This window comes from Streptosporangium roseum DSM 43021, from assembly GCF_000024865.1.
Lineage (GTDB): Bacteria > Actinomycetota > Actinomycetes > Streptosporangiales > Streptosporangiaceae > Streptosporangium > Streptosporangium roseum.
On the sequence record NC_013595.1, the window covers coordinates 5,796,587 to 5,820,537 of the forward strand.

24 protein-coding genes are annotated in these 23,951 nt (G+C 69.9%); 15 read left to right on the forward strand and 9 right to left on the reverse strand.

Features of this window, described 5'->3' with window-relative positions; genetic code table 11:
* Window positions 1–41: 41 nt before the first annotated feature.
* Complete coding sequence (locus tag SROS_RS25450; RefSeq protein WP_012891785.1) at window positions 42–950, forward strand: aldo/keto reductase; 909 nt, start codon at window positions 42–44, stop codon at window positions 948–950.
* Window positions 951–996: 46 nt separating this feature from the next.
* Here the strand turns inward: SROS_RS25450 and SROS_RS25455 are convergent, their stop codons facing one another.
* Together SROS_RS25455 and SROS_RS25460 are read right to left on the reverse strand one after the other, a co-directional pair.
* Window positions 997–1,434: a GbsR/MarR family transcriptional regulator gene (locus SROS_RS25455; protein WP_012891786.1), complete on the reverse strand. Its 438-nt coding sequence runs from the start codon at window positions 1,432–1,434 to the stop codon at window positions 997–999.
* A complete protein-coding gene (locus SROS_RS25460) occupies window positions 1,431–2,249 on the reverse strand; it encodes an alpha/beta fold hydrolase (protein WP_012891787.1) in 819 nt (272 codons plus the stop codon). Before SROS_RS25460 ends, SROS_RS25455 begins: the two co-directional genes overlap by 4 nt.
* Window positions 2,250–2,402: 153 nt before the next feature.
* Between SROS_RS25460 and SROS_RS25465 the strand changes: the two genes are divergently transcribed.
* Window positions 2,403–2,945: a helix-turn-helix domain-containing protein gene (locus SROS_RS25465; protein WP_012891788.1), complete on the forward strand. Its 543-nt coding sequence runs from the start codon at window positions 2,403–2,405 to the stop codon at window positions 2,943–2,945.
* Between the two features lie 15 nt (window positions 2,946–2,960).
* Window positions 2,961–3,311, forward strand: a complete 351-nt coding sequence (locus tag SROS_RS25470; protein ID WP_245564259.1) for a hypothetical protein — start codon at window positions 2,961–2,963, stop codon at window positions 3,309–3,311.
* Between the two features lie 57 nt (window positions 3,312–3,368).
* On the opposite strand, the gene SROS_RS25475 is transcribed toward SROS_RS25470, so the two are convergent.
* Entirely contained in the window at window positions 3,369–3,938 is a 570-nt protein-coding gene (locus SROS_RS25475) for a TetR/AcrR family transcriptional regulator (RefSeq protein WP_012891790.1), read from the reverse strand.
* Between SROS_RS25475 and SROS_RS53965 the strand changes: the two genes are divergently transcribed.
* The 3 genes from SROS_RS53965 (at window position 3,932) to SROS_RS25485 (ending at window position 8,833) form a co-directional block, all read left to right on the forward strand.
* Window positions 3,932–4,237: an FBP domain-containing protein gene (locus SROS_RS53965; RefSeq protein WP_281047959.1), complete on the forward strand. Its 306-nt coding sequence runs from the start codon at window positions 3,932–3,934 to the stop codon at window positions 4,235–4,237. The genes SROS_RS25475 and SROS_RS53965 overlap by 7 nt on opposite strands.
* A 109-nt stretch (window positions 4,238–4,346) precedes the next feature.
* On the forward strand, window positions 4,347–6,653 hold the full coding sequence (locus SROS_RS25480) for an immune inhibitor A domain-containing protein (protein WP_012891791.1): 2,307 nt from the start codon (window positions 4,347–4,349) through the stop codon (window positions 6,651–6,653).
* A 128-nt stretch (window positions 6,654–6,781) separates the two neighbouring features.
* Window positions 6,782–8,833, forward strand: a complete 2,052-nt coding sequence (locus tag SROS_RS25485) for a prolyl oligopeptidase family serine peptidase (RefSeq protein WP_012891792.1) — start codon at window positions 6,782–6,784, stop codon at window positions 8,831–8,833.
* Between the two features lie 210 nt (window positions 8,834–9,043).
* Here SROS_RS25485 and SROS_RS25490 read toward each other — a convergent pair whose 3' ends face one another.
* The 3 genes from SROS_RS25490 to SROS_RS25500 form a co-directional block, all read right to left on the reverse strand.
* Window positions 9,044–10,258 (reverse strand): MFS transporter, encoded by a 1,215-nt coding sequence (locus tag SROS_RS25490; protein ID WP_012891793.1) that lies wholly within the window; start codon window positions 10,256–10,258, stop codon window positions 9,044–9,046.
* Between the two features lie 155 nt (window positions 10,259–10,413).
* Complete coding sequence (locus SROS_RS25495; RefSeq protein WP_012891794.1) at window positions 10,414–11,370, reverse strand: EamA family transporter; 957 nt, start codon at window positions 11,368–11,370, stop codon at window positions 10,414–10,416.
* A gap of 193 nt (window positions 11,371–11,563) precedes the next feature.
* Complete coding sequence (locus SROS_RS25500; RefSeq protein ID WP_012891796.1) at window positions 11,564–12,208, reverse strand: mycothiol-dependent nitroreductase Rv2466c family protein; 645 nt, start codon at window positions 12,206–12,208, stop codon at window positions 11,564–11,566.
* A 552-nt stretch (window positions 12,209–12,760) separates the two neighbouring features.
* Between SROS_RS25500 and SROS_RS25505 the strand changes: the two genes are divergently transcribed.
* The 3 genes from SROS_RS25505 to SROS_RS25515 all read left to right on the forward strand — a co-directional run bounded on the left by SROS_RS25505 (window position 12,761) and on the right by SROS_RS25515 (window position 14,368).
* The gene (locus tag SROS_RS25505; protein WP_043652917.1) at window positions 12,761–13,669 is read left to right on the forward strand and encodes a LysR family transcriptional regulator; all 909 of its coding nucleotides are present in this window, start codon (window positions 12,761–12,763) and stop codon (window positions 13,667–13,669) included.
* Between the two features lie 166 nt (window positions 13,670–13,835).
* On the forward strand, window positions 13,836–14,132 hold the full coding sequence (locus SROS_RS25510) for a type II toxin-antitoxin system prevent-host-death family antitoxin (RefSeq protein ID WP_012891798.1): 297 nt from the start codon (window positions 13,836–13,838) through the stop codon (window positions 14,130–14,132).
* The gene (locus SROS_RS25515; protein ID WP_012891799.1) at window positions 14,129–14,368 is read left to right on the forward strand and encodes a type II toxin-antitoxin system RelE family toxin; all 240 of its coding nucleotides are present in this window, start codon (window positions 14,129–14,131) and stop codon (window positions 14,366–14,368) included. The genes SROS_RS25510 and SROS_RS25515 overlap by 4 nt, the downstream gene beginning before the upstream one ends.
* Before the next feature lie 125 nt (window positions 14,369–14,493).
* Here SROS_RS25515 and SROS_RS25520 read toward each other — a convergent pair whose 3' ends face one another.
* Window positions 14,494–15,591, reverse strand: a complete 1,098-nt coding sequence (locus tag SROS_RS25520; RefSeq protein WP_043652920.1) for a cellulose binding domain-containing protein — start codon at window positions 15,589–15,591, stop codon at window positions 14,494–14,496.
* A 376-nt stretch (window positions 15,592–15,967) separates the two neighbouring features.
* Entirely contained in the window at window positions 15,968–16,426 is a 459-nt protein-coding gene (locus SROS_RS25525; protein WP_012891801.1) for a hypothetical protein, read from the reverse strand.
* A gap of 322 nt (window positions 16,427–16,748) precedes the next feature.
* Here SROS_RS25525 and SROS_RS25530 point away from each other — a divergent pair, with 322 nt between their 5' ends.
* A complete protein-coding gene (locus SROS_RS25530; protein ID WP_012891802.1) occupies window positions 16,749–17,156 on the forward strand; it encodes a nuclear transport factor 2 family protein in 408 nt (135 codons plus the stop codon).
* A gap of 158 nt (window positions 17,157–17,314) precedes the next feature.
* Here the strand turns inward: SROS_RS25530 and SROS_RS25535 are convergent, their stop codons facing one another.
* A complete protein-coding gene (locus tag SROS_RS25535; RefSeq protein ID WP_043652930.1) occupies window positions 17,315–17,809 on the reverse strand; it encodes a cupin domain-containing protein in 495 nt (164 codons plus the stop codon).
* A gap of 315 nt (window positions 17,810–18,124) precedes the next feature.
* Here SROS_RS25535 and SROS_RS25540 point away from each other — a divergent pair, with 315 nt between their 5' ends.
* From SROS_RS25540 to SROS_RS25560, 5 genes are all read left to right on the forward strand, one after another.
* Window positions 18,125–19,090: a sigma-70 family RNA polymerase sigma factor gene (locus tag SROS_RS25540; protein WP_043656669.1), complete on the forward strand. Its 966-nt coding sequence runs from the start codon at window positions 18,125–18,127 to the stop codon at window positions 19,088–19,090.
* Between the two features lie 93 nt (window positions 19,091–19,183).
* Window positions 19,184–19,960, forward strand: a complete 777-nt coding sequence (locus SROS_RS25545) for an alpha/beta fold hydrolase (RefSeq protein WP_012891805.1) — start codon at window positions 19,184–19,186, stop codon at window positions 19,958–19,960.
* Window positions 19,961–20,128: 168 nt separating this feature from the next.
* Window positions 20,129–22,048 (forward strand): cellulase family glycosylhydrolase, encoded by a 1,920-nt coding sequence (locus SROS_RS25550; RefSeq protein WP_148269202.1) that lies wholly within the window; start codon window positions 20,129–20,131, stop codon window positions 22,046–22,048.
* A gap of 94 nt (window positions 22,049–22,142) precedes the next feature.
* Window positions 22,143–23,246 (forward strand): sensor histidine kinase, encoded by a 1,104-nt coding sequence (locus SROS_RS25555; protein ID WP_012891807.1) that lies wholly within the window; start codon window positions 22,143–22,145, stop codon window positions 23,244–23,246.
* Window positions 23,243–23,905, forward strand: coding sequence for a response regulator (locus SROS_RS25560; protein ID WP_012891808.1), 663 nt, complete (start codon window positions 23,243–23,245; stop codon window positions 23,903–23,905). Before SROS_RS25555 ends, SROS_RS25560 begins: the two co-directional genes overlap by 4 nt.
* Window positions 23,906–23,951: the final 46 nt, after the last annotated feature.

Here is a 23,951-nt window from a genome sequence, read left to right on the forward strand (position 1 = left end):
AATCAATGGCGGCCACCCTACAGCGTGGAGACCATTCAGGCATGACCTCAGAGACAATCACCGCGACCGCGGCGGGCACCTGGAAGCTCGGCGACCTGGAGATCAACCGGATCGGTTTCGGCGCGATGCGCCTGACGCAGGACGGCCCGGCGTTCGCGGCCGGCGCCGTTCCGAGCGACCGGGGCCGAGCGGTCAGCGTGCTGCGCCGCGCGGTCGAGCTCGGCGTGAACCACATCGACACCGCCGCCTTCTACTTCTCGCCGCTGCGTTCCGCCAACCAGCTGATCAACCAAGCACTGGCCCCCTATCCGGATGATCTCGTCATCACCACCAAGGTCGGGCCGGGCCGGGGCCCGTCGGGCGAGTGGCTCCCCCATGCCACCCCCGAGCAGCTGCGCGGCCAGGTCGAGGAGAACCTGCGCCAGCTCGGCCGGGACCACCTCGACGTGGTGAACCTGCGCATCATCGGAACCGATTCGATCGCCGAGCGGTTCGGCGCACTGGCCCGGCTACGCGACGCCGGGCTCATCCGCCACCTGGGCATCTCCAACGTCCGCCCCGAACACCTCGTCGAGGCCCAGGCCATCGCGCCGGTGGTCTGCGTGCAGAACCGGTACGGCATCGGCGCACAGCCCGAGCAGGACGCGTTCCTGCGGACCTGCGGTGAGCAGGGTGTCGCCTTCGTACCGTTCTACGCGATCGCCGGCGCCGGAGGCGAGGCGGGCGCGCACGGCTCCGACAGCGACGAGGTGCTCGCCGTCGCGCGCGCGCACGGCGTGAGCGCGGCGCAGGTCCGGCTGGCGTGGACACTGAGCCGCGGGCCCCACGTTCTGGCCATCCCCGGCACCGGAAACCCGGATCACCTGGCCGCGAACGTGGCCGCCGGCGCTCTGCGCCTCTCGGAGGACGACCTGGCCGTCCTGGACTCCCTGCACCGGGGCGGAGCATGAGTGAGCTCGCCGGACGTGACCGCGAGGCGCCTGACCTCTTCCGGCGCTACCGGCGGTGTCTGTTGAGGATCTGGCTCCCGACATCGACATAGCCGGCGAACAGCCCGATCACGTCTCGGAGCCGGTCTTGCGCGGGACCGGGGTCCACCAGGGTCTCGCCGTCGCGCAGGGCGGCGATCAGAGCTCTGGCCCGCGAATGGCTTGCTTCCAGCAGTGACTCGATCCCTCCCGTCGCTTCGACCAGGAGTCTGCGGCTGCCGGGCTGCGGGATCACCTTGACGAGCCCCCAGGAGTCCAGCTGCCGCACCGCGGTGCTCACCGCCCCCTTGCTCAGTTCGAGCTCGGCGGCGATCGCGTCGAGAGAGGCCGGCTCCTCGGTCACCAGCAGCAGCCCGTAGACGCGGCCGGTCGCATGCGGGAGGTTCCACGAGGCCAGCAGGTCACCCACCGAGGTGACGAACGCGCGACGCCTGGCCGCGCTCACCGCGGTGCCCGCTTCGATGCCGGGACCGTGCGCAGGAACGCCTCGATCGCCGCGTTCACCGCGTGAGGGTCGTCCTGGTTGGAGATATGCCCTGCGCCGGGGATGACGACCTCCTTGACGCCTTCGGCCTCGGCCCACCTGGGCATGGCCGTCGAGATGTTGCCGGTACGGTCTCGCTCGCCGCGGATCAGGCACACGGGCACCGGCGTGCGATAGCGGGGGTCCGGGTCGAGGAACTCGACGGTCGCCCGCCACACCTGGACGAACTCCTTCTTCGACAGCTGGGAGAACGCCCGCCGCGCGTCTGCCCGCGCGCCCTCTGTCACCGCGGAGGCCTCAGCCATCATGCCCGGAAGGCTCTTGGCCGGGATCATCGACAGGCTCGGCGCGGCCGCCTTCACCAGCAGTCGCTCCTTCCACGACAGCGGCGCGGTGTTCCACGTCGAATCGATGACGATCAGCGCTCGGGCGAGATCTGGACGCCGCCGGACGACGGCCTGGCTGAGATTACCTCCGAGGGACTGTCCCACGAGCACAGGCCGGTCAAGCGCGAGGTGCGTGATGAGCCCGCACAGATCCGCGATCGCCTGCTCGGCGGTGAACCGGACCCCGGCCGGTCGGGACAGGCCATGGCCACGCATGTCCCAGGTGACGACCCGGTACCCCCGGGCGCGCAGGTACGCGCTCTGGGCGTCGAACATCACGTGGTCGGCCCCGGCGCCGTGCGAGAACACCAGAGGAACGCCGTCACCACCGCTGTCGTCGTAGCGGAGAGCACAACCCTGCAGCGAGAGCACCGACGGTAGATTCATCATTTACTAAATATAGCGAATATATCTGGCGGGCGCGGACCGACCTCCCGTCCACCGAGGAGCTTCACCACCTCCTCGACCGCGAGGATGCGAGACACCCCCAGCCCATACCCTCTTATTGTTCATTCTCGTTATCGATAATGATAACATCGTCCCGTGACTGTCCCCAAAGAGCGCTGGGCCGAGCTGGCGCTGCATCCCGTGCGCATCCGGATCCTGGGCGCCACCGCCGGCGGTCGCCGTACGCCATCCGAACTGGCCCGCCTGCTGCCCGACGTGCCCCAGGCGACGCTGTACCGGCAGATCGCCACCCTCGCCAAGGGCGGAATGCTGAACGTCGTGGAGGAGCGCAGGGTCGGAGGCGCGACGGAGCGGGTGTACGCGCTGCCGGAGGGCGGGATGACGCCGACCGCCGAGACGCTGGCCTCGACCTCCCCCGAGGAGCACGCGCGGTATTTCACCGCGTTCGTCTCCAGCCTGCTGTCGGAGTTCTCGCGCTACCTCGCCAGGGAGCACATCGACCTGGTGGCCGACGGCGTCGGCTACCAGCAGATGGTGCTGCACCTGGACGACGAGGAGTTCATCCGCTTCGCGCAGGGTTTCGCCGAGCTGGTGCGCCCCCTGCTGGCGAACGAGCCGGGCGACGACCGGGTGCCCCGCCTGCTGGCGACGGTCCTTCTTCCCTTGACGAAAGGCTGACCCATGGCAACTGTCATGATCACTAGCGGTTCGATCACCATCGAGTTCGGCACGTGGGAGCGGATCTTCACCGGGCGGGCCCGGCACACCATCCCCCTGCGGGCGGTACGGCAGGCGGTCACCACGGATCAGCCGCTGCGCATCCCGCACGGCGCGAGAAAGGGACTGACGGTGTCGGGCCACACCAAGATCGGCGTCTGGGGCATCTACGGTGGCCCGCGCCAGCTGGTGTCGGCCAACCGCAACCTGCCCGGCGTGCACCTGCTGCTGGACCGCGCGAGCTCCGGCGGCGAGTTCGACGAGGTGGTCCTCTCCATCCCCGACGCCGACCGGTTCGTCGAGGCTCTCAGGGCCGAGGCCGCGTAACCGGCGTCGAGACACGGCCCCCGCGACCAGGGGATACGACCCGGTCGCCGACGGCCATCAGGCCGGCGGCCAGTTTCTGAGGACGGCGTCGAGGGCGTCCAGGGTTCTGGACCACGAGGCGTCCACCTCGCGGGGATGGCGGCGGAACCCGCCCGCCGTCTCCAGGCTCACATACCCGTGGAACGTACTGTGCAGCATCCGTACCGCGTCCGTCCGGTCGGGCTCCGGCAGCTCGTATCCGCGCAGGATCGCCCGCGTCATCTCCGCGTGCCGGCCCGCCGCGCCGGTGTCCATCCTCTCCGAGTCAAGCTCGACCTGCATCGCGGCGTATCTCCCCGGATGCTCTTTCGCGTAGTCCCTGTAGGCGTTCGCGAAGGCCACCAGCGCGTCCTTGCCCGCGCGGCCGGCCAGGGCGGAGGCGGCCCCGTCCGCGAGCTCCGCCAGGGCCAGCAACGCCACCCTGACCCTCAGCTCCCGCGCGTCCCTGACGTGCGAGTACAGGGCAGCGGGCTTGACGCCGAATCCGCGCGCGAGCGCCGAGACGGTCACGTTCTGAAAGCCGATCTCGTCGGCCAGATCCGCCGCCGCCCGGGTCAGGCGTTCCGCAGTCAGTCCCGCGCGTGCCATCCGACGTCCTTCTCGCCAAATTACAGGTTTTAAGTATTTGCATACTATCCGCAAGGAAGCCGGCCTCCCCGCCCGCGAGACCCGTCACCGAGCGAGCCATCCGTACATCGTTCGTGAACCGCTCCAGGGGAGAGGCCGAGCGTCTCGACCCCCCCGAAGCCCTCACGGACCATCCCCGGGAAGACCTCGACGTCCTCGGATGGCGAGATCCGGGGGCCCTTTACTCCCCCATCTACCACATATCGCACATTACTTCTCAAATAGGACAATGCAGAAGATGGGCAATAAATATTAATTAACCCCATTTAACGGGACTATCGGGTGCACCAAATCCCCCCTGTTCACCATGAATGTGATGTGACATATTACGCGTGACACTCCTCCATTCCGAAAGGAACTCCCCCCAACGTGCGTAAGCTCATCACCATGCTCGCGGCCGGGCTGGTCGGGACGGCCCTGGGTGCCTCCGCGCTGCCCGGTCTCGCCTCGGCGGACCCGGGCCCCAAGCTTCCCGCCGCCAAGCCCGGTGACGGCCGGCATTCGGATGCGACCAGTCCGTTCGCGATCGAAGAGCAGTCTCTTCGGACCAGAGCCATGAAGCAGGCGCTGTCCGCCCCCCAGGCACGCGCGCTCCCCTCAGGCAAGGTCAAGGTCGGCGACCGCTACGTCGAACTCGCGCTCGAACGCAAGGACAAGATTTTCACCGTGCTCGCCGAATTCGGCGACAAAATCGACAACACGACCCTGCACGGAGGAACGATCCGCTACGGCGGCGTACCCGGCCCGCTGCACAACCGGATCCCCAAGCCCCAGCGGAGCTACGACAACCACACGCTCTGGCAGCCGGACTTCAACCGGGCCTACTACCAGGACATCTATTTCAACGGCTCAAAGGGGGCCAACTCGCTCCGTAACTTCTACCGGCTCCAGTCCGCCGGCCGGTACGACTTCGACGGCTACGTCTCCGACTGGGTGAAGGTTCCCTACAACGAGTCCCGTTACGGCACGCCGCGCTGCGACAGCGGCCTGGACTGCGACCTCCCCCTGTTCGATTTCGTCAGGGACTCGGCCAACGCCTGGTACGACGCCGAGCGCGCCAAGGGCCGCAGCGTCGAGGACATCACGGCCGAGCTCAAGTCCTACGACGTCTGGGACCGCTACGACCACGACTTCGACGGCGACTTCGACGAGCCCGACGGCTACCTCGACCGGTTCCAGGTGATCCACGCCGGCGTCGACGAGACGTGGGGCGGCGGCGCGCAGGGCGCAGACGCGCTGTGGGCGGTCAACCACGACGCCTACTGGAACACGCGCGGAAGCTCCGGCCCCGCAGGCAACCTGCGAGGCGGCACCCAGATCGGCGACACCGGCGTCTGGGTCGGCAGGTTCCTGACCGCCGGCGAGAACAGCGGCGTCGGCCTGATCGCCCACGAGTACGGCCACGACCTGGGCTTACCCGACCTGTACGACGGTGGCGGGAGCAACAGCGTCCAGTTCTGGTCGCTCATGTCCAGTGCCTCGTACTTGAGCAGGAAGAACGGGCAGAGCGGCGAGTACCCCGGAGACCTGGACGCCTGGAGCAAACTGCGGCTCGGCTGGCTGGCCTACGACAGGGCCAAGGCCGCCACGGCGTCCACGCACACCCTCGGCGTGAGCTCCTACAACACCGCAGACCCGCAGGCCGTCATCGTCGATCTGCCGCCGCGCCGGGTCGACACCGAGTTGGTCCAACCCGTCCAGGGCTCCCACCAGTGGTGGAGCGGCAGGGGGGACTACCTCAACGAGACGCTCACGCGCCAGATCGACCTCACCGGCGTGACGTCGGCGGCCCTGAACGCCAGAGTCTGGTATCAGATCGAGCAGGATTTCGACTATCTCTACGCCGAGGTCTCCGAGGACGGCAAGGTCTGGACACCGATCGGCGGCACCGTCGGCGGGCAGCCGATCCCGAGCGTCAACGGCGTCCCCGGTATCACCGGCCTCAGCGGCTGGACGGACCTGAGCCTCCCACTGGACGCCTACGCGGGCAAGAAGATCCAGTTCCGGTTCCGCTACTTCACCGATACCAACACCACCGAGAACGGCTTCATCGTCGACGCCATCACCGGCGCCGTCACCGACGACGCGGAGAACGGCGACAACGGCTGGACCGCGGCGGGCTTCAGCCGCGTCGGCAAGATCGCGACCAAGGAGCACCCCCGCTCCTACATAGCCGAGAACCGGCGCTACACCGGCTATGGCGCCTACCTCAGAACCGGTCCCTACAGCGCCGGCTTCGCCAACAACCCCGCCCGGCGCGAGATCTATGAGCACTACCCCTACCGGGAGGGCGTCCTCGTCTGGCTCTGGGACACCTACTACACCGACAACGCCACCCGTAACCACCCCGGCGAGGGCATGATCCTGCCGATCGACGCCCACCCGATCCCTCTGCTCTGGAAAGACAACAGCATGGTCAACGACCGGATCCAGGGCTTCGACGCCCCCTTCGGCCTGTCTCCCACCGGCCGTTTCGCACTGCACAGGGACAGCGCCAAGACGGTCTTCCCCTCGCTCCCCGCCACCCCGGCCTTCAACGACCGCAGCGGCGTTTACTGGTACAGCACCAACCCCTTGCGCGGCGTCCGGCCGCCCGACAGCAACACCGAGATCAAGGTGACCCGGGAAGCCTCCGGGGGCCTTCGCACCACCATCACGGTGGGTCCCGCCTCCTGAACGGGTGCGGGCCCGCATCCCGCCGGGCCCGCCCCTCCCCTTTCCCCGCGGACGGTCCGGACAGTTTCCCCGCGAACGGTCCGGGCAGCCTCTGGCGGAGCAGTGTGCAATGTGATATTTCACATTGCATGCTCTCTGACAAACTCCTCGCTCGTCTCGCCGCCACAGGGCGGTTCGCCTACGGCTCTCCCCGAGCCCTGACCATCTCCCCGGACGGGTCGCTGGTGCTGTTCCTGCGTTCCAGCGGCCCCGAAGACCCCGTCGAGCGGCTCTGGGCGCTCGACGTCGCCACCGGCGTGGAACGGCTGCTGGCCGAACCCGCAGAGGGCCCGCACGATCTACCGGCCGAGGAGCGCGCCCTGCGCGAGCGGCTGCGCCTGTGGGCGCCCGGTATCGGCTCCTACGCCACCGACGGCTCCGTCGTCGTGTACGCGCTGGGCGGACGGCTCTTCCGGGTGGACGTCACCACCGCCACCGTGGAGGAGATCCCGGCCGCCGGCCCCGTCTTCGACCCCCGGCCGTCCGGGGACAGGATCGCCTACGTGTCCGCCGGGCGGATCTACGTCCACGAGAACGGCGGCGACCGCCTGATCGCCGGCGAATCCCACGTCACCTGGGGTGTCGCGGAGTTCGCCGCCGCCGAGGAGCTCGGCAGGCACCGGGGGCACTGGTGGGCGCCCGACGGTTCGGCGCTCCTGGCCACCCGGGTGGACGAGACCCGCGTGCGGCGCCGGCGACTGGCCGACCCCTCCCGGCCCGAGCTGGCGGCGCCGGAGCCGGCCTATCCGCAGGCGGGCGGTCCGAACGCGGCCGTCGAGCTGCACCTGCTCGGGCTGGACGGCGCGCGCAGGCAGATCCTGTGGGACGACATCGGGTTCCCCTACCTGTCGGCGGTGGACTGGAGCGAACCCGACCGGCCCACGATCACCGTGCTGGACCGGCTCCAGCAGAACGGCCGGCTCCTCGCGGTCGACCTCGCCACCGGCACGACCCTCCCCCTGGCGGAGTTCTCCGACCCGCGCTGGATCGAGGCCGTGCCCGGCACCCCCTCGCTCCTGGCCGGCGGCCGGATCCTGACCGCGGTCGAGGCAGACGACACCCAGGCACTGGCGATCGACGGCACCGTGGTGACCCCCTCGTGGCTGTACGTGCGGCGTGTCGCGGGCTCCCTGGGCCACGACCTGCTCATCGAGGGCAGCGAGGCCGACCCCGCCGAGCAGCACGTCTACCGCCTCGGGCCAACCGGTGCGCTGGCCAGGATCACCCATGAGCCCGGCGTGCACAGTGCCCTGACCGGCGGCCCGACCGTGGTCCTGACCAGCGGTTCGCTGGAGACTGCCCGCACCCGCAGGGTCGTCTACCCCGGTGGTCTCGTACAGGACGCCGCCGTGGAGCTCGGCGACCTGTCGGCGGCGTCGCCGTACCGGCCGGAGCCGGTTCTGGACCGGGTGACCGAGCACCGCCTGCCCTCCGCGGTGCTCTACCCGAGCGGGCACGTGCCCGGCGAGAAGCTGCCGGTCCTCCTCGACGTGTACGGCGGGCCCGGCTACCAGGCGATCGCCGCCGAACCGGGCCGGTGGATCCGCAAGCAGTGGTGGGCCGACCAGGGTTTCGCCGTCGTGACGATCGACAACCGGGGCACGCCGAACGTATCGGTCTCCTTCAGTCAGGCGATCTTCCGGCGCTTCTCGCAGGTGACGCTGGACGACCAGGTCGCGGGGCTGCACGAGCTCGCGGGCAAGCACCCCGACCTCGACCTGTCCAGGGTCGGCGTGCGCGGCTGGTCGTACGGCGGCTACTTCGCGGCACTGGCCGTGCTCCGGCGCCCCGACGTCTTTCACGCCGCCTGCGCGGGCGCCCCTCCCACCGACTTCCGCTGGTACGACACCGCCTACACCGAGCGATACCTCGGCCTGCCCGAGGAGAACGCCTCCGGATACGACGGCGACTCGCTGATCGCCGACGCCCCCCGGCTTGAGCGGCCGCTGCTGCTCATCCACGGCCTGGCCGACGACAACGTCTATCCGCTGCACACCCTGCGCCTGTCCGAGGCCCTGACCCGGGCCGGACGGCCGCACTCCACGCTCCTGCTTCCCGGTGTCAGCCACATGACCCCGGACGGCGTCGCGGAGAACCTCATGGCGATCGAACTCGACTTCCTCCGCCGCAATCTCCGCTGATCACTGCCGTCTCCCCGGCTCCGGACAGGTTCCGCGACATCCTTGCGGGGCGCACGCCGTCCCGTCCTTGACCGTTCCTGTGTCTCGCGACTCGGAAACGTGGACGGTGGCACGGCGCGCGCCCCACTCGATTACGGAACAGCATCCGTCACGACGGCAGAAGAGCCATATGTGCGCCCCTCACTCCTTCATCGGGATCGGAGGACAGGCTTATCCACTGGTGACCAGCTCATCCGGAGAGGCGGCGCTCGAGGACTTCCGGCCGGTGGCGAGCCTGAGGAGCAGCGAAGCCGCTGTCAGCGCCACACCGAACCAGACGACACTCGTGACACCTGCATTATCGGCGAACAGTCCACCGAAAAGCGCTCCGAGTGCGATGGATGTGTTGTATGCCATGGTGTTGAGCGACATCGCGGCTTCGAAGGTTTTCGGCGCCGCAGCGAGCGTCATGTTGACCTGGCACAGCTGCACCACGCCGAAGGAAAGCCCCCAGAGGACCAGCGAAACAATCGAACCGGCCTGCCCGTCACCGATCGTGAGCAGCAACAGCAGGGACACCACGAGTCCCACGATGCCGACGACGAAGCTGCCCCTCAGATTTTTGTTCACCGTGTATCCGGCGATAAAGTTTCCGACGGCGCCTCCGACACCGAAAATTATCAGCACTACGGTGATGAAGACGGGCGTGGCGGACGCATTCTCCTCCAAGAAGGGCCGCACAAAAGTGTACGCCCCGAAATGGCCGAGCACGAAGAACACGACGATGAACAACACCAGGCGTAGCTGCACGTTCTTGAGCGGGAGCCCGAAGACCTCCCGGACCGAGACCGCGTTCGCCGACGGCAGCGACGGGACCACGGCAGTGACCGCGAGGAACACCAGCACGCTGAGGCCGGCCCAGATGAGAAACGTGGTCCGCCAGTCGGTGAGGCTTTCGAGGATTGTTCCCAGCGGTATGCCCACCACCGTGGCGATCGAGATGCCGGACATCACGACTGCGGCCGCCCTGCTCGCGTGGCGTTCCGGAACAAGGCGCATCGCCATGCTCACGCCTATGGCCCAGAACACGCCGCTGGCGAATCCCATGATGAGCCGCGTCGTCAAGATCAGTGCGTAGTTCGGCGAGACGGCGGTGATCAGGTTTCCCAGAGCCAATATCGCCAGTAGCGTGGACAGCAGCACGCGCCGGTTGACGCGCCTGGTCCAGGCCACGATGAACGGTACGCCCAGCCCGGCCGAGATGCCCTGCAAAGTAACCATCAGCCCGGCGACACCCACCGATATACCCAGGCTCGCGCTCAGCGGAGTGAGCAGGCCGATGGGCATCAGCTCGGTGGTGAGGAAGACGAACAAGCTGGCCGTGATCGCGGCGACACCCAGCCATGCCTTCAGGGGCGAGGACGGGCGTTCATCCTGTGTGAGCATTTCTTCTCTCTGACTTTTTGGATTATGGACTTACGGATGAACTGCGGCACCATGGCGCCGGCTGCAGCCATCGGGCTCCGCACCCGAGTTGCGTGATGTCCCGAAATCTCTTCGCCGAACACCTATGGGCCGCTCCGGGAGTTGCCCGCGTGTCGTCATGGACGTTTCCCCTCCATGTCCATGACGGGCTTCGGTTCGGGTGGCGCGGGATTGTCACTGCCCGGAGGATCGTGGGGGCCGGGCCCTCGCGTCTTGACCGGCCGGGGCTGTGCGAGCAGCGCGGCAACGATGATCACCAGGATTCCGACCAGCTGCGGAATCGACAACGTCTCGTGCAGGAACAGATATCCGAGGAGGGTTGCGACAATCGGGCTGCCCAGGACAAGGAAGGAGACCGCCAGTGCCGGCAGCCTCTCTATCCCGCGGAACCAGATCGCATAACTGATTACAGCGCCCAGGAGGATGAGATAGGCGAATCCGATGAGGTTGGTGCCGGTGATGGTGGCCGGCAGCCCTTCGATGGAGAGCGCGAAGGGCAGCAGTACGAGTCCGCCTGCGACGAGCTGCCAGCCGGTGAAGGGAAGCAGCCCCACTCCGTCCGGGCGTCCCCACCGTTTGGTCAGCGTGATGCCGGTGGCCATGCAGGCCGCTCCGCCCAGCGCCGCCGCCACACCGACGAAATCCAGTGCCACTATCCCCTTGAACACCAGCAGCGCGACACCGCCCGCGCCGAGGACGCAGGCCACCACGTGCGTGAACCGGATCCTGTCCCCGAGGAACAGCGCCGCCAGGATCAGTACGAACATCGGCTGCACCGACATGATCATCGCTGCGACACCACCCGGTAGGCGATAGGCCGCGACGAACAGCAGGAAGAGGAACGCGCCGATGTTGAGCGTTCCGAGCACCAGGGTGCGCCACAGCCAGATCCAGGTCGGCAGCGTGCGGGTGAAGGCCAGCAGGATCAGGCCCGCGGGAAGCGCCCGCACGGTGGCGGCCAGCAACGGGCGGTCCGGCGGCAACCACTCAGTCGTCGCCAGATAGGTGCTTCCCCAGATCGCCGGTGCCAGCGCTGTCACACCCGCGGTGAGGAGTTGCCGGCCGCTCTTCATGCCGCGCCGGCCTCCGTACCGGAGTATCTGTCATCGAAGGCGCCGATGCCGGGCAACCTGTATGCGTTCACGTTCAACCATTCCTCGATAGTGGAGGGCACTGTCCGCAGCTCCGGACAGCGGTTACCGGCAGCGACGATGCCCTCAGGAGGGGCTGCCGCCCGTGTGGCGCGGCGACCAGCCACCACGTGCGCTAGTCGAAGACGGGTTCGCGGGTGCGGGTGCGTTTGAGTTCGAAGAAGCCGTCGGTGCCCGCCACGGCGAGGACACCGTCCCAGAGGCGGCCGGCGGCCTCGCCACGCGGGATCGGAGAGACCACCGGGCCGAAGAACGCGATGAGTTCGCCGTCGGCCCCGGGAACATGGATGACGGGAGTGCCGACCTCGGCGCCGACGAGGTCCATGCCGGCGTGGTGACTGGCGCGGAGTGCCTCGTCGTATTCGGTCGCGTCCGCCGCCTCGGCGAGCTCTGCCGGCAGATCGGCATCGGCAAGGGCGGCGAGCAGCATGTCTCGCCCCAGGCCGGCCTCCCGGTGATGGATCCGGGTTCCCATGGCGGTGTAGAGCGGCCGCAGCACCTCGGGACCGTGCTGCTGCTCGGCTGCGATGCAGACACGCACCGGCCCCCAGCCCTCGACCATGCCCCTCCTGTATTTCTCCGGCACTTCCCGCCCCTCGTTGAGCACCGAGAGGCTCATCACGTGGAAACGCGGTTCGATGGATCGCACCTGTTCGACCTCCAGCAGCCAGCGGGAGGTGATCCACGCCCACGGACAGCGCGGATCGAACCACATATCGGCGACGGTGGCCGCCTGCTGCCCCGGTGGTGTGCTGTTCATGATTCACTCGTCCTCTCGATTGAGATCTGGTTGCCGCCTACGGCGCCCGGCGCTCCCGGACGAGGTGCCGGGCGGACAGGCCCTCACGGAGGACCGTCACGGCCAAAACGGCGACGATGAGCGGCCGGGCCGCCCCAAAGGCGGGCGGCGACGCCTCCCGACAGGCGTGCGGCCGGGGTGAACGGCGGTGGGAAGAACGGTCTGACGTTCAGCACGCCGAGCGCCCCGGCTCCCCCTCACCACGCTCCGCGCGGCAGCGGCCGGGTGGCCTCCGGCGCGATCAGGCCTGCGGGCAACGCACGCAGGAGTCCGGCGAACAGCGGGTGTCCCGGCGGGAGAAGGCCGGCGGTGACGGCATATGTCGTGCCCCACGCCACGGGAGGAGCTCCGTCAAGACGGTGCGAGGCGGATTCCCATGGGAAACACCGCTGCCGGCTCCGTCCGGAAACCCTCTGTGCTGCTGGACTTGTCACGCTCACAGTCTCACCCGGCAGCTATTGATGAGTCCAACACATGATTGTCACCTCATCAATCTTGATACAAGATAGATCCATGGAGCTCCAGCAGATGCGCTACGTCGTCGCCGTCGCCGAGACGAACAGCTTCACCCGGGCCGCCGAACGTTGTCTGGTTGTCCAGTCCGCCCTCAGCCACCAGATCGCGCGCCTGGAACGGGAGCTGGGCGCGAGACTCTTCGAGCGCACCAGCCGCCGGGTGCGACTGACACCGGCCGGTGCAGCGTTCCTCCCCGCCGCCCGTCAGTGCCTGGACGCCGCCGAGCGCGCAGCCACCGAGGTCGCCGCGGCTGTCGGCGAGGTACGCGGACGGCTCGCCGTGGGCCTGATCCCCACCGTCGCCGCGGTCGACATCCCAGGCGCCCTGCGTGACTTCCGCCGGCAGTACCCGTACGTGCGCATCAGCCTGCGCGTGGGCGCGAGTGACGAACTCGCCGAGCAGGTCAAGCAAGGAACCATCGAAGTGGCCTTCCTCGGGCTGCCGACCACAGCGCGGCCCCAGGGCGTCAACGTCCGTGAACTCGCCCGTGACCGGCTCGTCGCCGTGGTCGCACCGGACCACCCCCTCGCCGGAGAGCCGGCGGTCGACCTTCGCAGGCTCTCCGCCGAGGTATTCGTGGACCTGCCACCCAAGACAGCCGGACGCGCCCAATCCGACCAAGCCTTCTCAGCCGCCGGTCTCAGCCGCGACGTCGCCTTCGAAGTGACCACCGCGGACTTCATGGCCCGACTGGTCGGGCAGGGCCTCTGCGTCGCCATGCTCCCCTCCGCCTACGCGCCCCAGCTCACCGGCGTAACCACCATCGAGGTCACTGACGCACCGGCCCGCGTCGAATACGTCATCTGGAGCCGCGTCAGCTGCACACCCGCGGCGACCGCCTTCCTCGCCATTCTTGACATCCCGGCCGCACTCGGCACGGAACGGAACCAACACGACCTGGTGTGACCCGGCTCTGGTGTCGGGGGACGCCGGTCAGCGATATCCATCGGACTGTCGGCGGTTACTACCGGCCCCCGACAAGGCGGGCTTGCTGAAATCGACACCTTCCCCATAGATGTGTACATCTTGCACATGTTGTGCGTGACGTACAGGGTGTGCGTATCGTAGGGCCATGAAGAACGACGCACTGGGCATCGTTGAGGCCCGCAACAACCTCGGCGTGCTGGTGGCCCGTGCCGCTCACCGGCACGAGGCCACCCGCATCCGCCGCTCCGCCAGCGAACGCGCTGTCCTCATCTCCGAAGAGGAGTACGAGGAGCTGCTGCGGCTGCGCCGCGAGCGGGAGGCCGCCGACGTCGTCACGGCGATTGCCGCCGCCGAGCGGGGCGAGGTGAAGCTGGCCGGCTACGACAGCGCGGCCGCCCTGTATGCCGACCTTGACCTGCCCGCCCCGGGCGAGCGCTCTTGAAGCGGCGCCTCCTGCTCGACCCGGCCGTCCGTGAGCTCCTGCGCGAGGCCGCCCCCGGCCTGCGCACCATGATCGCCGACACTCTCCTCGACCTGGCCGAGGAGCCCGAACCGCTGGCGGCCCGGCCGTACGGCGGCATTCCCGACGCCTTCGAGATCCGCGCCGAGACGTTCCGGCTTGTCTACACCCGAGGCGCGGAGCACGTGTCGGTGTGGATCCTGCAGATCGACACCTGACGAGGTCGAGCTGGGGCGAACTCGTCGGGATGGCGCCTCGCGGGTGAGCCCGGCGAGGTGGTTCTCCGGGGACCTGTCGGAGCGAAGGCGAGCGCGGGCGGACCGGCCCTACCGCGCAGAGGCGGTCAGCCGGTGGCGCAGGTCCCTCCGTTGAGGCCGAAGCTCACGGGGGCGGGCAGCGGGCCGCTGTACGAGGCGGTGAACCCGACCTGGGTCGCCGAGCCGGCGGGGATGATCTCGTTCCACCGCTTGCTCGTGCCGGCGAGCCGCGCGCCGGTCTGGGTCCAGTCCGCGGACCAGCCCGAGATGAGGCGTACGGCCGACGCCGGGTAGTCGACCGTCAGCGTCCAGCCGTCGATCGCGGTCGTGCCGGTGTTGCGCACGGTGATCTCCGCGTTCAGGCGCGAACTCCACGTCGCCGCGCGGTACGACACCGTGCACGACGGGCCCGATGTCGGCGACGGGCTCGGGGAGGGGAGACCTTCCCTGGCGAGGGCGGACAGCGGGTCGGACGGGGCGCTGAGGTTGTCAGCCGCGTCCCTGGCGACCACGACGTAGCTGTAGCGCTGCCCGGTGACCAGGCCGGGTTCGGTGAAGTTCAGGAACCCGGAAGGGGGGATCGTGCCGACCTTGGTGTAGGTCGTCGCGGTCTCGCGGTAGACGTCGTACGCCGTCACCGCCACGTTGTCGCTCGACGGCTGCCAGCAGAACGTGACGCCCCGGTAGTCCTGCAGGCAGGCGTCGCGCAGGCCGGTCGGCTTGGACGGAGGCACGCGGTCGCCCGGCGGAGGGCTCGGCGAGGAGGTCGGGGTCATCCCAAGCGTCGCGGGCACCGTGATCAGGGTGGAGGGCGGGCTGACGTTCCCCGCCGCGTCCCTGGCCACGACGTACATCGTGTACAGGCGGTTCAGCTCGCCCGAGAAGCCGCCGATCGTGCCGGCCGTGGTGGCGGCGGAGACGAAGCCGCCGACGTCCAGGCGGTACAGGTCATAGCCGACGACCCCCGTGTCGTCCGTCGAGGGGTCCCAGCAGATGGAGGCGTAGCCGGTCGGGGTGGGGACGAGCGGTACCGGGCAGGGCCGCGGTCCGGCGGGGCGTGTCGGTGGTCTGGTGTCGTCGGCCGCCCCTGCCGGAACGGCCGCGTACCCGGCCTCCCTCGCCGGGACGGCGGCCAGGGCCGTCTCTCCGGCCGGGCCGATCGCCAGTGCGGCGGTGAATAACACCAGGGTAACGAGTCCGAGAGTGAGGAGAACCGCCCCCAGGGATCGCCTGCCGAGTTGCATGATGCCCCTGTCGAATCGCGTCGGCGTGTGCCCCCGCAGTGATTGTGAACCGCTTCCGGCATCCCGTAAAGCCGCGGTTTCACAGGGCGAAAAAACACGGACGGGCGGCGGCGGGTACGCGGGCACGGCCCCGACGGGATCCTCGCCCGCCTGGCGGGGCCGGCCTGGTCGCCTGTCCGGTCGACGACGCCTCCGGGACCGTGTGCGCGTCTACGCCATCACCTGAGCGGGCTGAGCCCAGCACCTGCCGCGCCACCCCGCTCCCCCGGGCCGGGGAGCGAGGTGAGCGGGCGTGGCCCCGGCGTTCGGGATCCCGCTACCCGCAGTTGCCGAGGGTCCTGCGGCCGCCGGTCGCTTCGGCGAAGTCCAGCCGGGTGTCTCGGGTGCTGCCCCAGTACGCGACGCACTTGCCGCGGGCTTTCATCTTGACCGGCCCGGCGTAGTACTTGAACTTGCCCGCGTCGGTCTTCGGCTTTTCGCCCCTCACCAGCAGGGTGGCGGTGGTGTAGGTAGCGGTCCGGTAGAAGGCGGACTTGATGGTGACCACGCAGTTGTAACCGGTGCTGCGGTTGTACATGAGGTAGACGTGGCCGAAGGTGTCACGTCCGGACTTGAGGGGGCGGGAGCCGTCCTGCACCCGGCTGAACCCCGCCCCGCAGACGCCCTCGGGGGTGTAGGCGGTGGAGGCCGCGTACGCCGTGTATGCCGGGTTGGCCGCGAGAACGCCGGCGGCCAGGGCCGTCATGGCGACGGCCTTCGCAACAGACTTGATCACTTGTCTCCCCTTTGACGGTGAGCCGTGGCGCAGGCCACGGCGGAACAACCCGTCGATCTTGACTCACCCCCCTACTTCCCGGCAATGGGCACCGGGATGAGACCTGACCGGAGGCCGGTGTCGCAAGACCACGGCGAGAACCGTGCGGAGCCGTCCCCTTTCCGACAGTTTCCGGCCGCCCCCCACGTCGGCCGGATGCCGGGCGGGAAGGCGGGCAGCGGGTCGCCCACCGGGCTCGCGGGCGTCCCGTCCCCGCTCTCCCGTGACCCGCTCGGGCCGGATGGTGTAACTTTCTGCGCCTCCCCGAGTGAAGGAGTGCGCCGTGACGACCCCCCAGGAGATCTTCGAGCGTTATGTCTGGGCCGGAGCGATGACCAGGAACGCCGCCGCGCTGGCCGAGATGTTCACCGTCGACGGCGTCTTCGAGGCTCCCCTGGCCCCGGCCGGCGGCGCCTTCCCGAGGCGGCTGGAGGGGCGCGAGGAGATCCGCAGGGAGATGGCCGCGTACTACGAGCGCTCCGCGCCGGACACCGGCCGCACGGTGAATGTGGACAAGTCCCGGTACGTGCTGCACACCACCGCCGACCCCGGCGTCTTCGTCGCCGAGATCGACACCGTCCTCGACGGGCCCGCGGGCGTCACGACCGTGTCGCTGGTGCAGGTCTTCCGCCTCCGCGACGGGAAGATCGCCCTGCTGCGTGACTACTTCGCACCGGAGGACGGCGGCTGAGGAGACACCGGAACCGGGACTGCGCGGATGCCCCCGGGCTCCGCCCCGCCCGTCCCGCGCCGCTCCTCATCTACTCCCGGAAGCCAAGCACGTGGCGCAGTCGTGGGAGGCTGGATGACGCGAGAAGGTGGCGGGCCGGGCGGCATCAGGCGGTGCGTTCACAGCGCCTCGTATTGGTCGTGGCGGGCATACAGCTCGGTCCACTCCTCCTGCGTGAGCTGACGGCCGGAGGCGACGATCTCGGCGAGCTCCTCGAAGTACGCCTCCCGAGGCGCTCCCGGTGTGAACATCACCAACATCGACGCGGGTGCGCCCGAGTCGTTGCTGAAGGCGTGCACCCCGCCCGGCGGCACATACAGGAAGTCGCCCGGTGCGGCATCCAGCCACCGTTCCCCGCTGTACAGCGAGACGGTGCCCTCCAGGATGAAGAACGACTCGGAGATGGTCCGGTGGAAATGGGCGCCGGGCCCGTTCGGGATCGCGGCCATGTCCCAGCGGTACAGACCGAACCGGCCCGCGGTCGTCGCTCCGGTCGCGAGATAGCCGACCCGGGACTTGACCCCGATCGTGAGGTCCGGCTCCGTGCCGGCAGGCCGGTAGGTCGCGCCGGCGGTGCCGTGATCGGCGAAGTACTGCGGCGGTGGATAGGACATCGGCATACTCATCTCGAGCGATAGACCATTCGCGGCTGACCACGGCAGCCTACGAAGTCACGGCGGACGGCCCAAAGATCCAATTCTGCTCTGTTCCATCGGGCCAATCATGGGGCGAGCGGAGGCTCGATCATCCTGGGGCGGCCGCTCCGTGGCCGCCCTGATCTGTCGGGGGCGGACGATACCCTCCCCTGCGTGGCTGGTCATGTGAAGGCTGACGGCGGGATGACCTCGCCTCCGGATGCGGAGGAGGCGGAGGAGGCGGAGGGCTTCCAGGCCGTCCCCGGGAGCGCGGGCGTGCCCGGGTCCGGGGGAATGGACCTGCTGGAGCGGCACCGGACCGCCCTGACCGGCTACTGCTACCGGATGCTCGGCTCGCCCTTCGAGGCGGAGGACGCCGTGCAGGAGACCCTGGTGCGCGCCTGGCGGAGTCTCGACCGGTTCGACGAGGGCCGGGCGCCGCTGCGGTCGTGGCTCTACGCCATCGCCACCAACGTCTGCCTCGACATGCTGCGGGGCGCGCAGCGCCGGGCGCGGGCGATCGATCTCGGCCCGTCCGTGCAGGCCGGTCCCGACCTCGGCGCGCCGCTCCCGGAGAGCGCTTTCGTCCAGCCGGTCCCGGACGGCCGCGTGCTGCCCTTCGGCGGCGATCCGGCGGAGCTGGCCGCGCAGCGCGACACGATCCGCCTGGCGTTCGTCGCCGCGCTGCAACGTCTACCGCCCCGTCAGCGGGCGGTGCTGATCCTGCGCGACGTGCTGTGCTGCAGGGCCGACGAGGTCGCCCGGCTGCTGGACACCACTGTCGCGTCCGTCACCAGCGCGCTGCAGCGCGCCCGGGCGACGCTGAGGGCCGCCTCCGCCGACCCGGGCGAGCCGTACCTTCCGATGGACCAGGCGCAGCGGCGTCTGCTCTCCCGGTACTGCGACGCCTTCGAGCGGTACGACGTCGAGGCCATGGTGGCGCTGCTGCACGAGGATGCCGTCACGTCCATGCCGCCGTTCCTGTGGTGGCTGCGTGGACGGGCCGCGATCCGCCGGCTGCTGCTCGCGGCCGGGCGGCCCTGCGCGGGCGCGCGCCTGGTGCCGACCACGGCCAACGGCTCGCCCGCGTTCGCGCAGTACCGGCCGACCGGACCGGGTGGCAGGCTGGAGCCGTTCGCACTCGTGGTCCTCACACTCTCGGACCGGCTGATCGTCGAGGTGACGACCTACCTCGACACCGACCGGCTGTTCCCGCTGTTCGGCCTGCCCGACGCCCTGGAGGCCGGGACGGCGTCCTGAAAGATCTCCCGGACGAGCGATGAGTTTCCGGCCGCCGCTCCGTATTACCCGCGTACCCGGTGACGGTCACCGGAACGAAGGGACGGCGACACGATGGCGGACTACGCGGATGTGAACGGCGCGCGCATGTGGTACGACGAGCGCGGCGAAGGAGAGCCGCTGGTGCTGCTGCACGGCGGTTTCTCCGACAGCAGGGACTTCGACGGCAACCTCGGCGCGCTGGCCGGCCGCTTCCGGCTGCTGCTGCCCGAGCGCCGCGGCCACGGCCACACCGCCGACGTGCCGGGGCCGATCACTGCCGAGGTGATGGCGCAGGACACCATCGCGTTCCTGGACAAGGTCGTCGACGGGCCGGTACGGCTGGCCGGCTACAGCGCCGGTGCGATCGTGGCGCTGCGGGTGGCCGTACGCCGTCCCGACCTGGTCGACCGGCTCGTCCTGATCAGCGGCGCCTTCGACGCGCGAGGAATGATCATTCGGCCCTCCGCCGAGGGTCCGCTGCCCCCGCCCCTGGTCGCCGCCTACGCGGAGGTGTCGCCCGACGGCGCCGGTCATCTCCCGGTCGTGGTGGCCAAGATCGTGCGGGCGGTGGCCGAGGAACGCGGCCTGGCGCCGGCTGATCTCTGTGCCGTGACCTGCCCGGCGCTGGTCATGACCGCCGACGACGACATCGTGACGTTGGAGCACACGCTGGAGCTGTATCGGGGCCTCCCCGACGCCCGGCTGGCCGTCATTCCCGGCGCCTCCCACCTCCTCCTCCACGAGAAGCCCGAACTGTGCACCGGGCTGGTCGCCGACTTCCTGACCACCGGTCCCACGCCCACCTGGATGCCTGTCCGCCGCGCCGGGATCGGCCCTTCACAGGGCTGATCCCGGCCGCTGCCCATGCCGTACTCCGGGCGCCGCCCAGGCCGGCGCCCGGAGTACGCTCCCTCCGGGGGCGTCGCGAGCGAGCCTGCGCGTGGCGGACAAGAACGGACGGCGGTTCTAGCGGATCGCGTACTGACAAAGACATGAGCAGGTCTCTATCGTCCGTTCATGCGAGCAGCATCGTCCCGCGTGGCACGCCTGGCCGCCTCCGCTGTGGCCGCCGGCCTGGCGTTCACCCCGGTAACCGGCAACGCTCATGACCCCGCGACCGCAGCCGCGGCCCAGACCTCGCTGGTCGTCACGGCCAAGCAGCAGAGCTGGGTCTTCCGCGACGGCGACGGCCGGGAGGTGACACTGCGCGGGTTCAACGTGTCCGGCAGTGCCAAGCTGTACGAGAACTCGTTGCTGCCGTTCCGCAGCACCGCCGACGCTGCGCGCTCGGCCCAGGCCATGCGCGACCTCACCGGCGCGAACGTGATCCGCTTCCTCATCAGCTGGGAAGGCGTGCAGCCGTCCCCCTCCACCATCGACCACGCCTACCTCGACAAGGCCGTCGAGCAGATCCGCGCGTTCACCGGCCGGGGGATCCGCGTCCTGGTCGACTACCACCAGGACCTGTACTCCTCGTACCTGTTCAACCAGGGCAGCTGGTACACCGGTGACGGCGCGCCGGAATGGGTGATCAAGGCCGGGAACTACCCCAAGGAGTCCTGCGGTGTCTGCTTCCTGTGGGGGCAGAACATGCAGACCAACGAGGCCGTCCGCCGGGCCGCCTACGACTTCTGGCGGGACCGGCGCATCAGCACGGCCGAGGGCGAGGTCGGCGTCCAGGAGGCCTTCCTGCGGCAGGCGACTGCCGCCATGACCCACATCAGGCAGCGGCTGCCGGAGCAGGAGTTCGCCTCCGTCATCGGGTTCGACCCCTTCAACGAACCCTTCGACGGCGGTCTTTCCGGAAAGAGCGGCCTGGAGTGGGAGAAGACCTACCTGATGCCCTTCTACCAGCGGTTCCGCGCCGCCATGGACGCCGCGGGATGGGCGGCCAAGCCCGCCTTCGTCGAACCCCTGGCCTTCTGGAACACCGGCTTCTTCGAGGAGGGCGGGCTCACCACGGTCGGCGCCCTCGGCACCCGCTACGTCTTCAACAGCCACTTCTACGACGGTGCCCGCATGACGGTAGACCCGTCGCCGGCCTCCGACGGGGTGTACGACGCGGCGATGAACGAGATCCGCGACCGGGCCCGCACGCTGACCACCGCGCCTTTCGTCTCGGAGTTCGGCTACAAACTGTCGGGCAGCGGCAGCGACCGCACGCCATGGATGGTCCGGGCCATGTACCAGGCCATGGACTCCGGGGTCCCCGGGAAGAGCTGGTGGCAGGCCGCCGACGCCGGAGGAGACGTGCTGTCCTCGACCCAGTGGCACTGGGACGCCTACAGCGGCCGGCACCACGAGCTGATGAACCGCAACCCCGCCAAGGTGAGGACCGAGGGCGACGGCTGGAACGACGAGGACTTCTCCGTGGTCGCCGCGGACACGTCGGGCGCCCTGGCGACCCGGCTGGACCAGGCGATGCTGGACCGCCTCTACCCCTCCGCGGTCGCCGGTGACGTGCTGGCCTTCGCCTACGAGGACCTCGCCCGGTCCGGCTACGGCGGTGCCGGGCAGCAGCGGGCCTGGCTGGCCGTACCGTCCTCCATGCCGGGCATCGCCGCGCTGGTCAAGGACCGGCGTTTCGGCGTCCTGGTCTGGCGCGAACCCGCTACGGCCCCGAGCGCCCCGACCGAGCTGCACCTGCCGGCCTCCTTCACCGCCGCGACCACCGTCGTGGTCGGTGACGTGGCCACCCGGGCGGGCCTGCCCGCCTCCGGGCCGGCGGCGATCGCGACGGAGACCGGCTCGTCCGTCGCCCACCGCCTGCTGCTGAGGCCGTCCGGCGCGGCGCCGGGCACCGTGCACACCGCCCTGGTGGTCGGCGCGGCCACCGGCCCCGCCGTCACCCCCGCTCAGCTGGCGGCCGCCGCCGCCGAGCTGGCCGCCTGGAAGAACCAGCGCTTCCCCACCTGCGCCATCACGCAGTGTTCTTGACAGCGTTCCCGGCCGGCGCGGTGCGGCTCGCGCAGGTAGGGTTCGGCAGCTCGCCGGGCGGTGAGATCGATGCCCGATCTGCGATACTCCGAGCGTGCGCCGTCCGCTCCGCAGCAGGCTCCGGCGGATCGCCGACGTCGCGGTCCCGCTCGTCATCGGGCTGTATCTGACCGCCCTGGTGGTGGACAACTCGACCGGGCATGCGGCGGCGCTGACGATCTTCGGGATGCTTGCCGGCGCGGCGCAGGGCACGGCGCTGTGGTGGCGGCGCTCCCATCCGGTGCCGGTGATGGCGATCGCACTCGCCGGCGGGCTCGTCGTCCACCTCCTCGCGCCGCAGGGAATCTTCCCGTTCGCGGGCCTGGTCGCGATCGGCTCGCTGGCAGCCACCCGGCCGCCCCGCGTGTCGGTGCCCGCGCTGGCGGGGCTGCTCGGCCTCACGGCCCTGAACTTCCTCACCGCCGCCACCGGCGACGCGCAGTTCGCGATGGCGTTTCCGGTGGTGGCCTGGGCGCTGGGCGAGGCCGTACGCAACCGGCGCGCGGCGGTCGAGGAGGCGTCACGCCGGGCGGCCGGCGAGGAACAGGCCCGGATCGCGCGCGAGCTGCACGACGTCATCGCGCACAGCGTCTCGGTCATCGTGGTGCAGGCCGCCGCCGCCGACGACGTCTTCGACGAGCGCCCGGACCAGGCACGTGCGGCGTTGCGCTCGATCGAGTCGGCCGGCCGCGAAGCACTCGGGGAGCTGCGCCGGCTGCTGGCGGCGGTACGACCGGACGCGGACGGCGAGTCACCGCACCCGCGGCCCGGACTCGACCGCCTCGGGGAGCTCGTGGAGCCGCTGCGCGCCGCCGGTCTGAAGGTCGCGGTACGGCGGGAGGGCATCGACTCCGCCGGCCCGCTACCGGCGGGGGTGGACCTTTCCGCCTACCGGATCGCGCAGGAGGCGCTCACCAACACGTTGCGCCACGCCGGCGCCGGTCACGCGCAGGTGACCGTCCGCGCCTCCTCGGGAGTGCTGGAGCTGGAGGTCCTCGACGACGGCCGCGGTGCGGCGAGCACGGGGAACAGCGCTGGACGTGGGATCGCGGGGATGCGCGAGCGTGCCGCGATGCTCGGCGGCACGCTCGATGCCGGAACGCGGCCCGGCGGCGGGTTCCGGGTCCACGCGCGGCTGCCGTTGCGGGAGGCGCGGTGAGCGTCCGCGTGCTCGTGGCCGATGACCAGGCGCTGGTCCGCGGCGGCTTCCGGATGATCCTGGAGGCCAGGGCCGACCTCGAAGTGGTGGGCGAGGCCGGCGACGGCCGCGAGGCGGTGGCGCTGGTCGAGAGGTTGCGACCCGATGTGGTGCTGATGGACGTGCGGATGCCCGACGTCGACGGCCTGGAGGCGACCCGGCGGATCGTCGCCTCCGGCAGCCCGGCCCGCGTCGTCATCTTGACCACCTACGACGTCGACGAGGCGGTGTTCGCCGCCCTGCGCGCCGGGGCGAGCGCCTTCCTGCTCAAGGACGTACGGCCCGCCGAGCTGGTGGAGGCGGTCCGGGTGGTCGCGCGCGGCGACGCGCTGCTGGCGCCGTCGGTCACCCGCAGGCTGCTCGACCGCTTCGCCTCCGTCCTGCCCGATCCCGCCGGGCCGCCGGCCGACCTCGGCCGGTTGAGCGAACGGGAGGTCGAGGTGCTGCGGTTGGTCGCGCTCGCGCTGTCCAATGCGGAGATCGCCGAGCGCCTGGTGCTCACCGAGGCCACGGTCAAGACGCACGTGTCCGCGGTGCTGCGCAAGTTGGGTCTGCGTGACCGGGTGCAGGCCGTCGTGCTGGCCTACGATGTCGGGCTGGTACGGCCGCGCTCCATCTGAGGTCGAATCCGTACGGCCACGCTCCGTCGAAAGTCGGGGACGGAGG

Excerpts from the sequence above, each read along its gene's own strand:
- SROS_RS25490 (WP_012891793.1), bottom strand. The coding sequence starts at position 10,258 with ATGCTCACACAGGATGAACGCCCGTCCTCGCCCCTGAAGGCATGGCTG.
- SROS_RS25505 (WP_043652917.1), top strand. The coding sequence starts at position 12,761 with ATGGAGCTCCAGCAGATGCGCTACGTCGTCGCCGTCGCCGAGACGAAC.
- SROS_RS25485 (WP_012891792.1), top strand. The coding sequence starts at position 6,782 with ATGCTCTCTGACAAACTCCTCGCTCGTCTCGCCGCCACAGGGCGGTTC.
- SROS_RS25475 (WP_012891790.1), bottom strand. The coding sequence starts at position 3,938 with ATGGCACGCGCGGGACTGACTGCGGAACGCCTGACCCGGGCGGCGGCG.
- SROS_RS25450 (WP_012891785.1), top strand. The coding sequence starts at position 42 with ATGACCTCAGAGACAATCACCGCGACCGCGGCGGGCACCTGGAAGCTC.
- SROS_RS25470 (WP_245564259.1), top strand. The coding sequence starts at position 2,961 with ATGATCACTAGCGGTTCGATCACCATCGAGTTCGGCACGTGGGAGCGG.
- SROS_RS25495 (WP_012891794.1), bottom strand. The coding sequence starts at position 11,370 with ATGAAGAGCGGCCGGCAACTCCTCACCGCGGGTGTGACAGCGCTGGCA.
- SROS_RS25550 (WP_148269202.1), top strand. The coding sequence starts at position 20,129 with ATGCGAGCAGCATCGTCCCGCGTGGCACGCCTGGCCGCCTCCGCTGTG.
- SROS_RS25460 (WP_012891787.1), bottom strand. The coding sequence starts at position 2,249 with ATGATGAATCTACCGTCGGTGCTCTCGCTGCAGGGTTGTGCTCTCCGC.
- SROS_RS25500 (WP_012891796.1), bottom strand. The coding sequence starts at position 12,208 with ATGAACAGCACACCACCGGGGCAGCAGGCGGCCACCGTCGCCGATATG.
- SROS_RS25535 (WP_043652930.1), bottom strand. The coding sequence starts at position 17,809 with ATGTCCTATCCACCGCCGCAGTACTTCGCCGATCACGGCACCGCCGGC.
- SROS_RS25540 (WP_043656669.1), top strand. The coding sequence starts at position 18,125 with ATGGACCTGCTGGAGCGGCACCGGACCGCCCTGACCGGCTACTGCTAC.
- SROS_RS25545 (WP_012891805.1), top strand. The coding sequence starts at position 19,184 with ATGGCGGACTACGCGGATGTGAACGGCGCGCGCATGTGGTACGACGAG.
- SROS_RS25510 (WP_012891798.1), top strand. The coding sequence starts at position 13,836 with ATGAAGAACGACGCACTGGGCATCGTTGAGGCCCGCAACAACCTCGGC.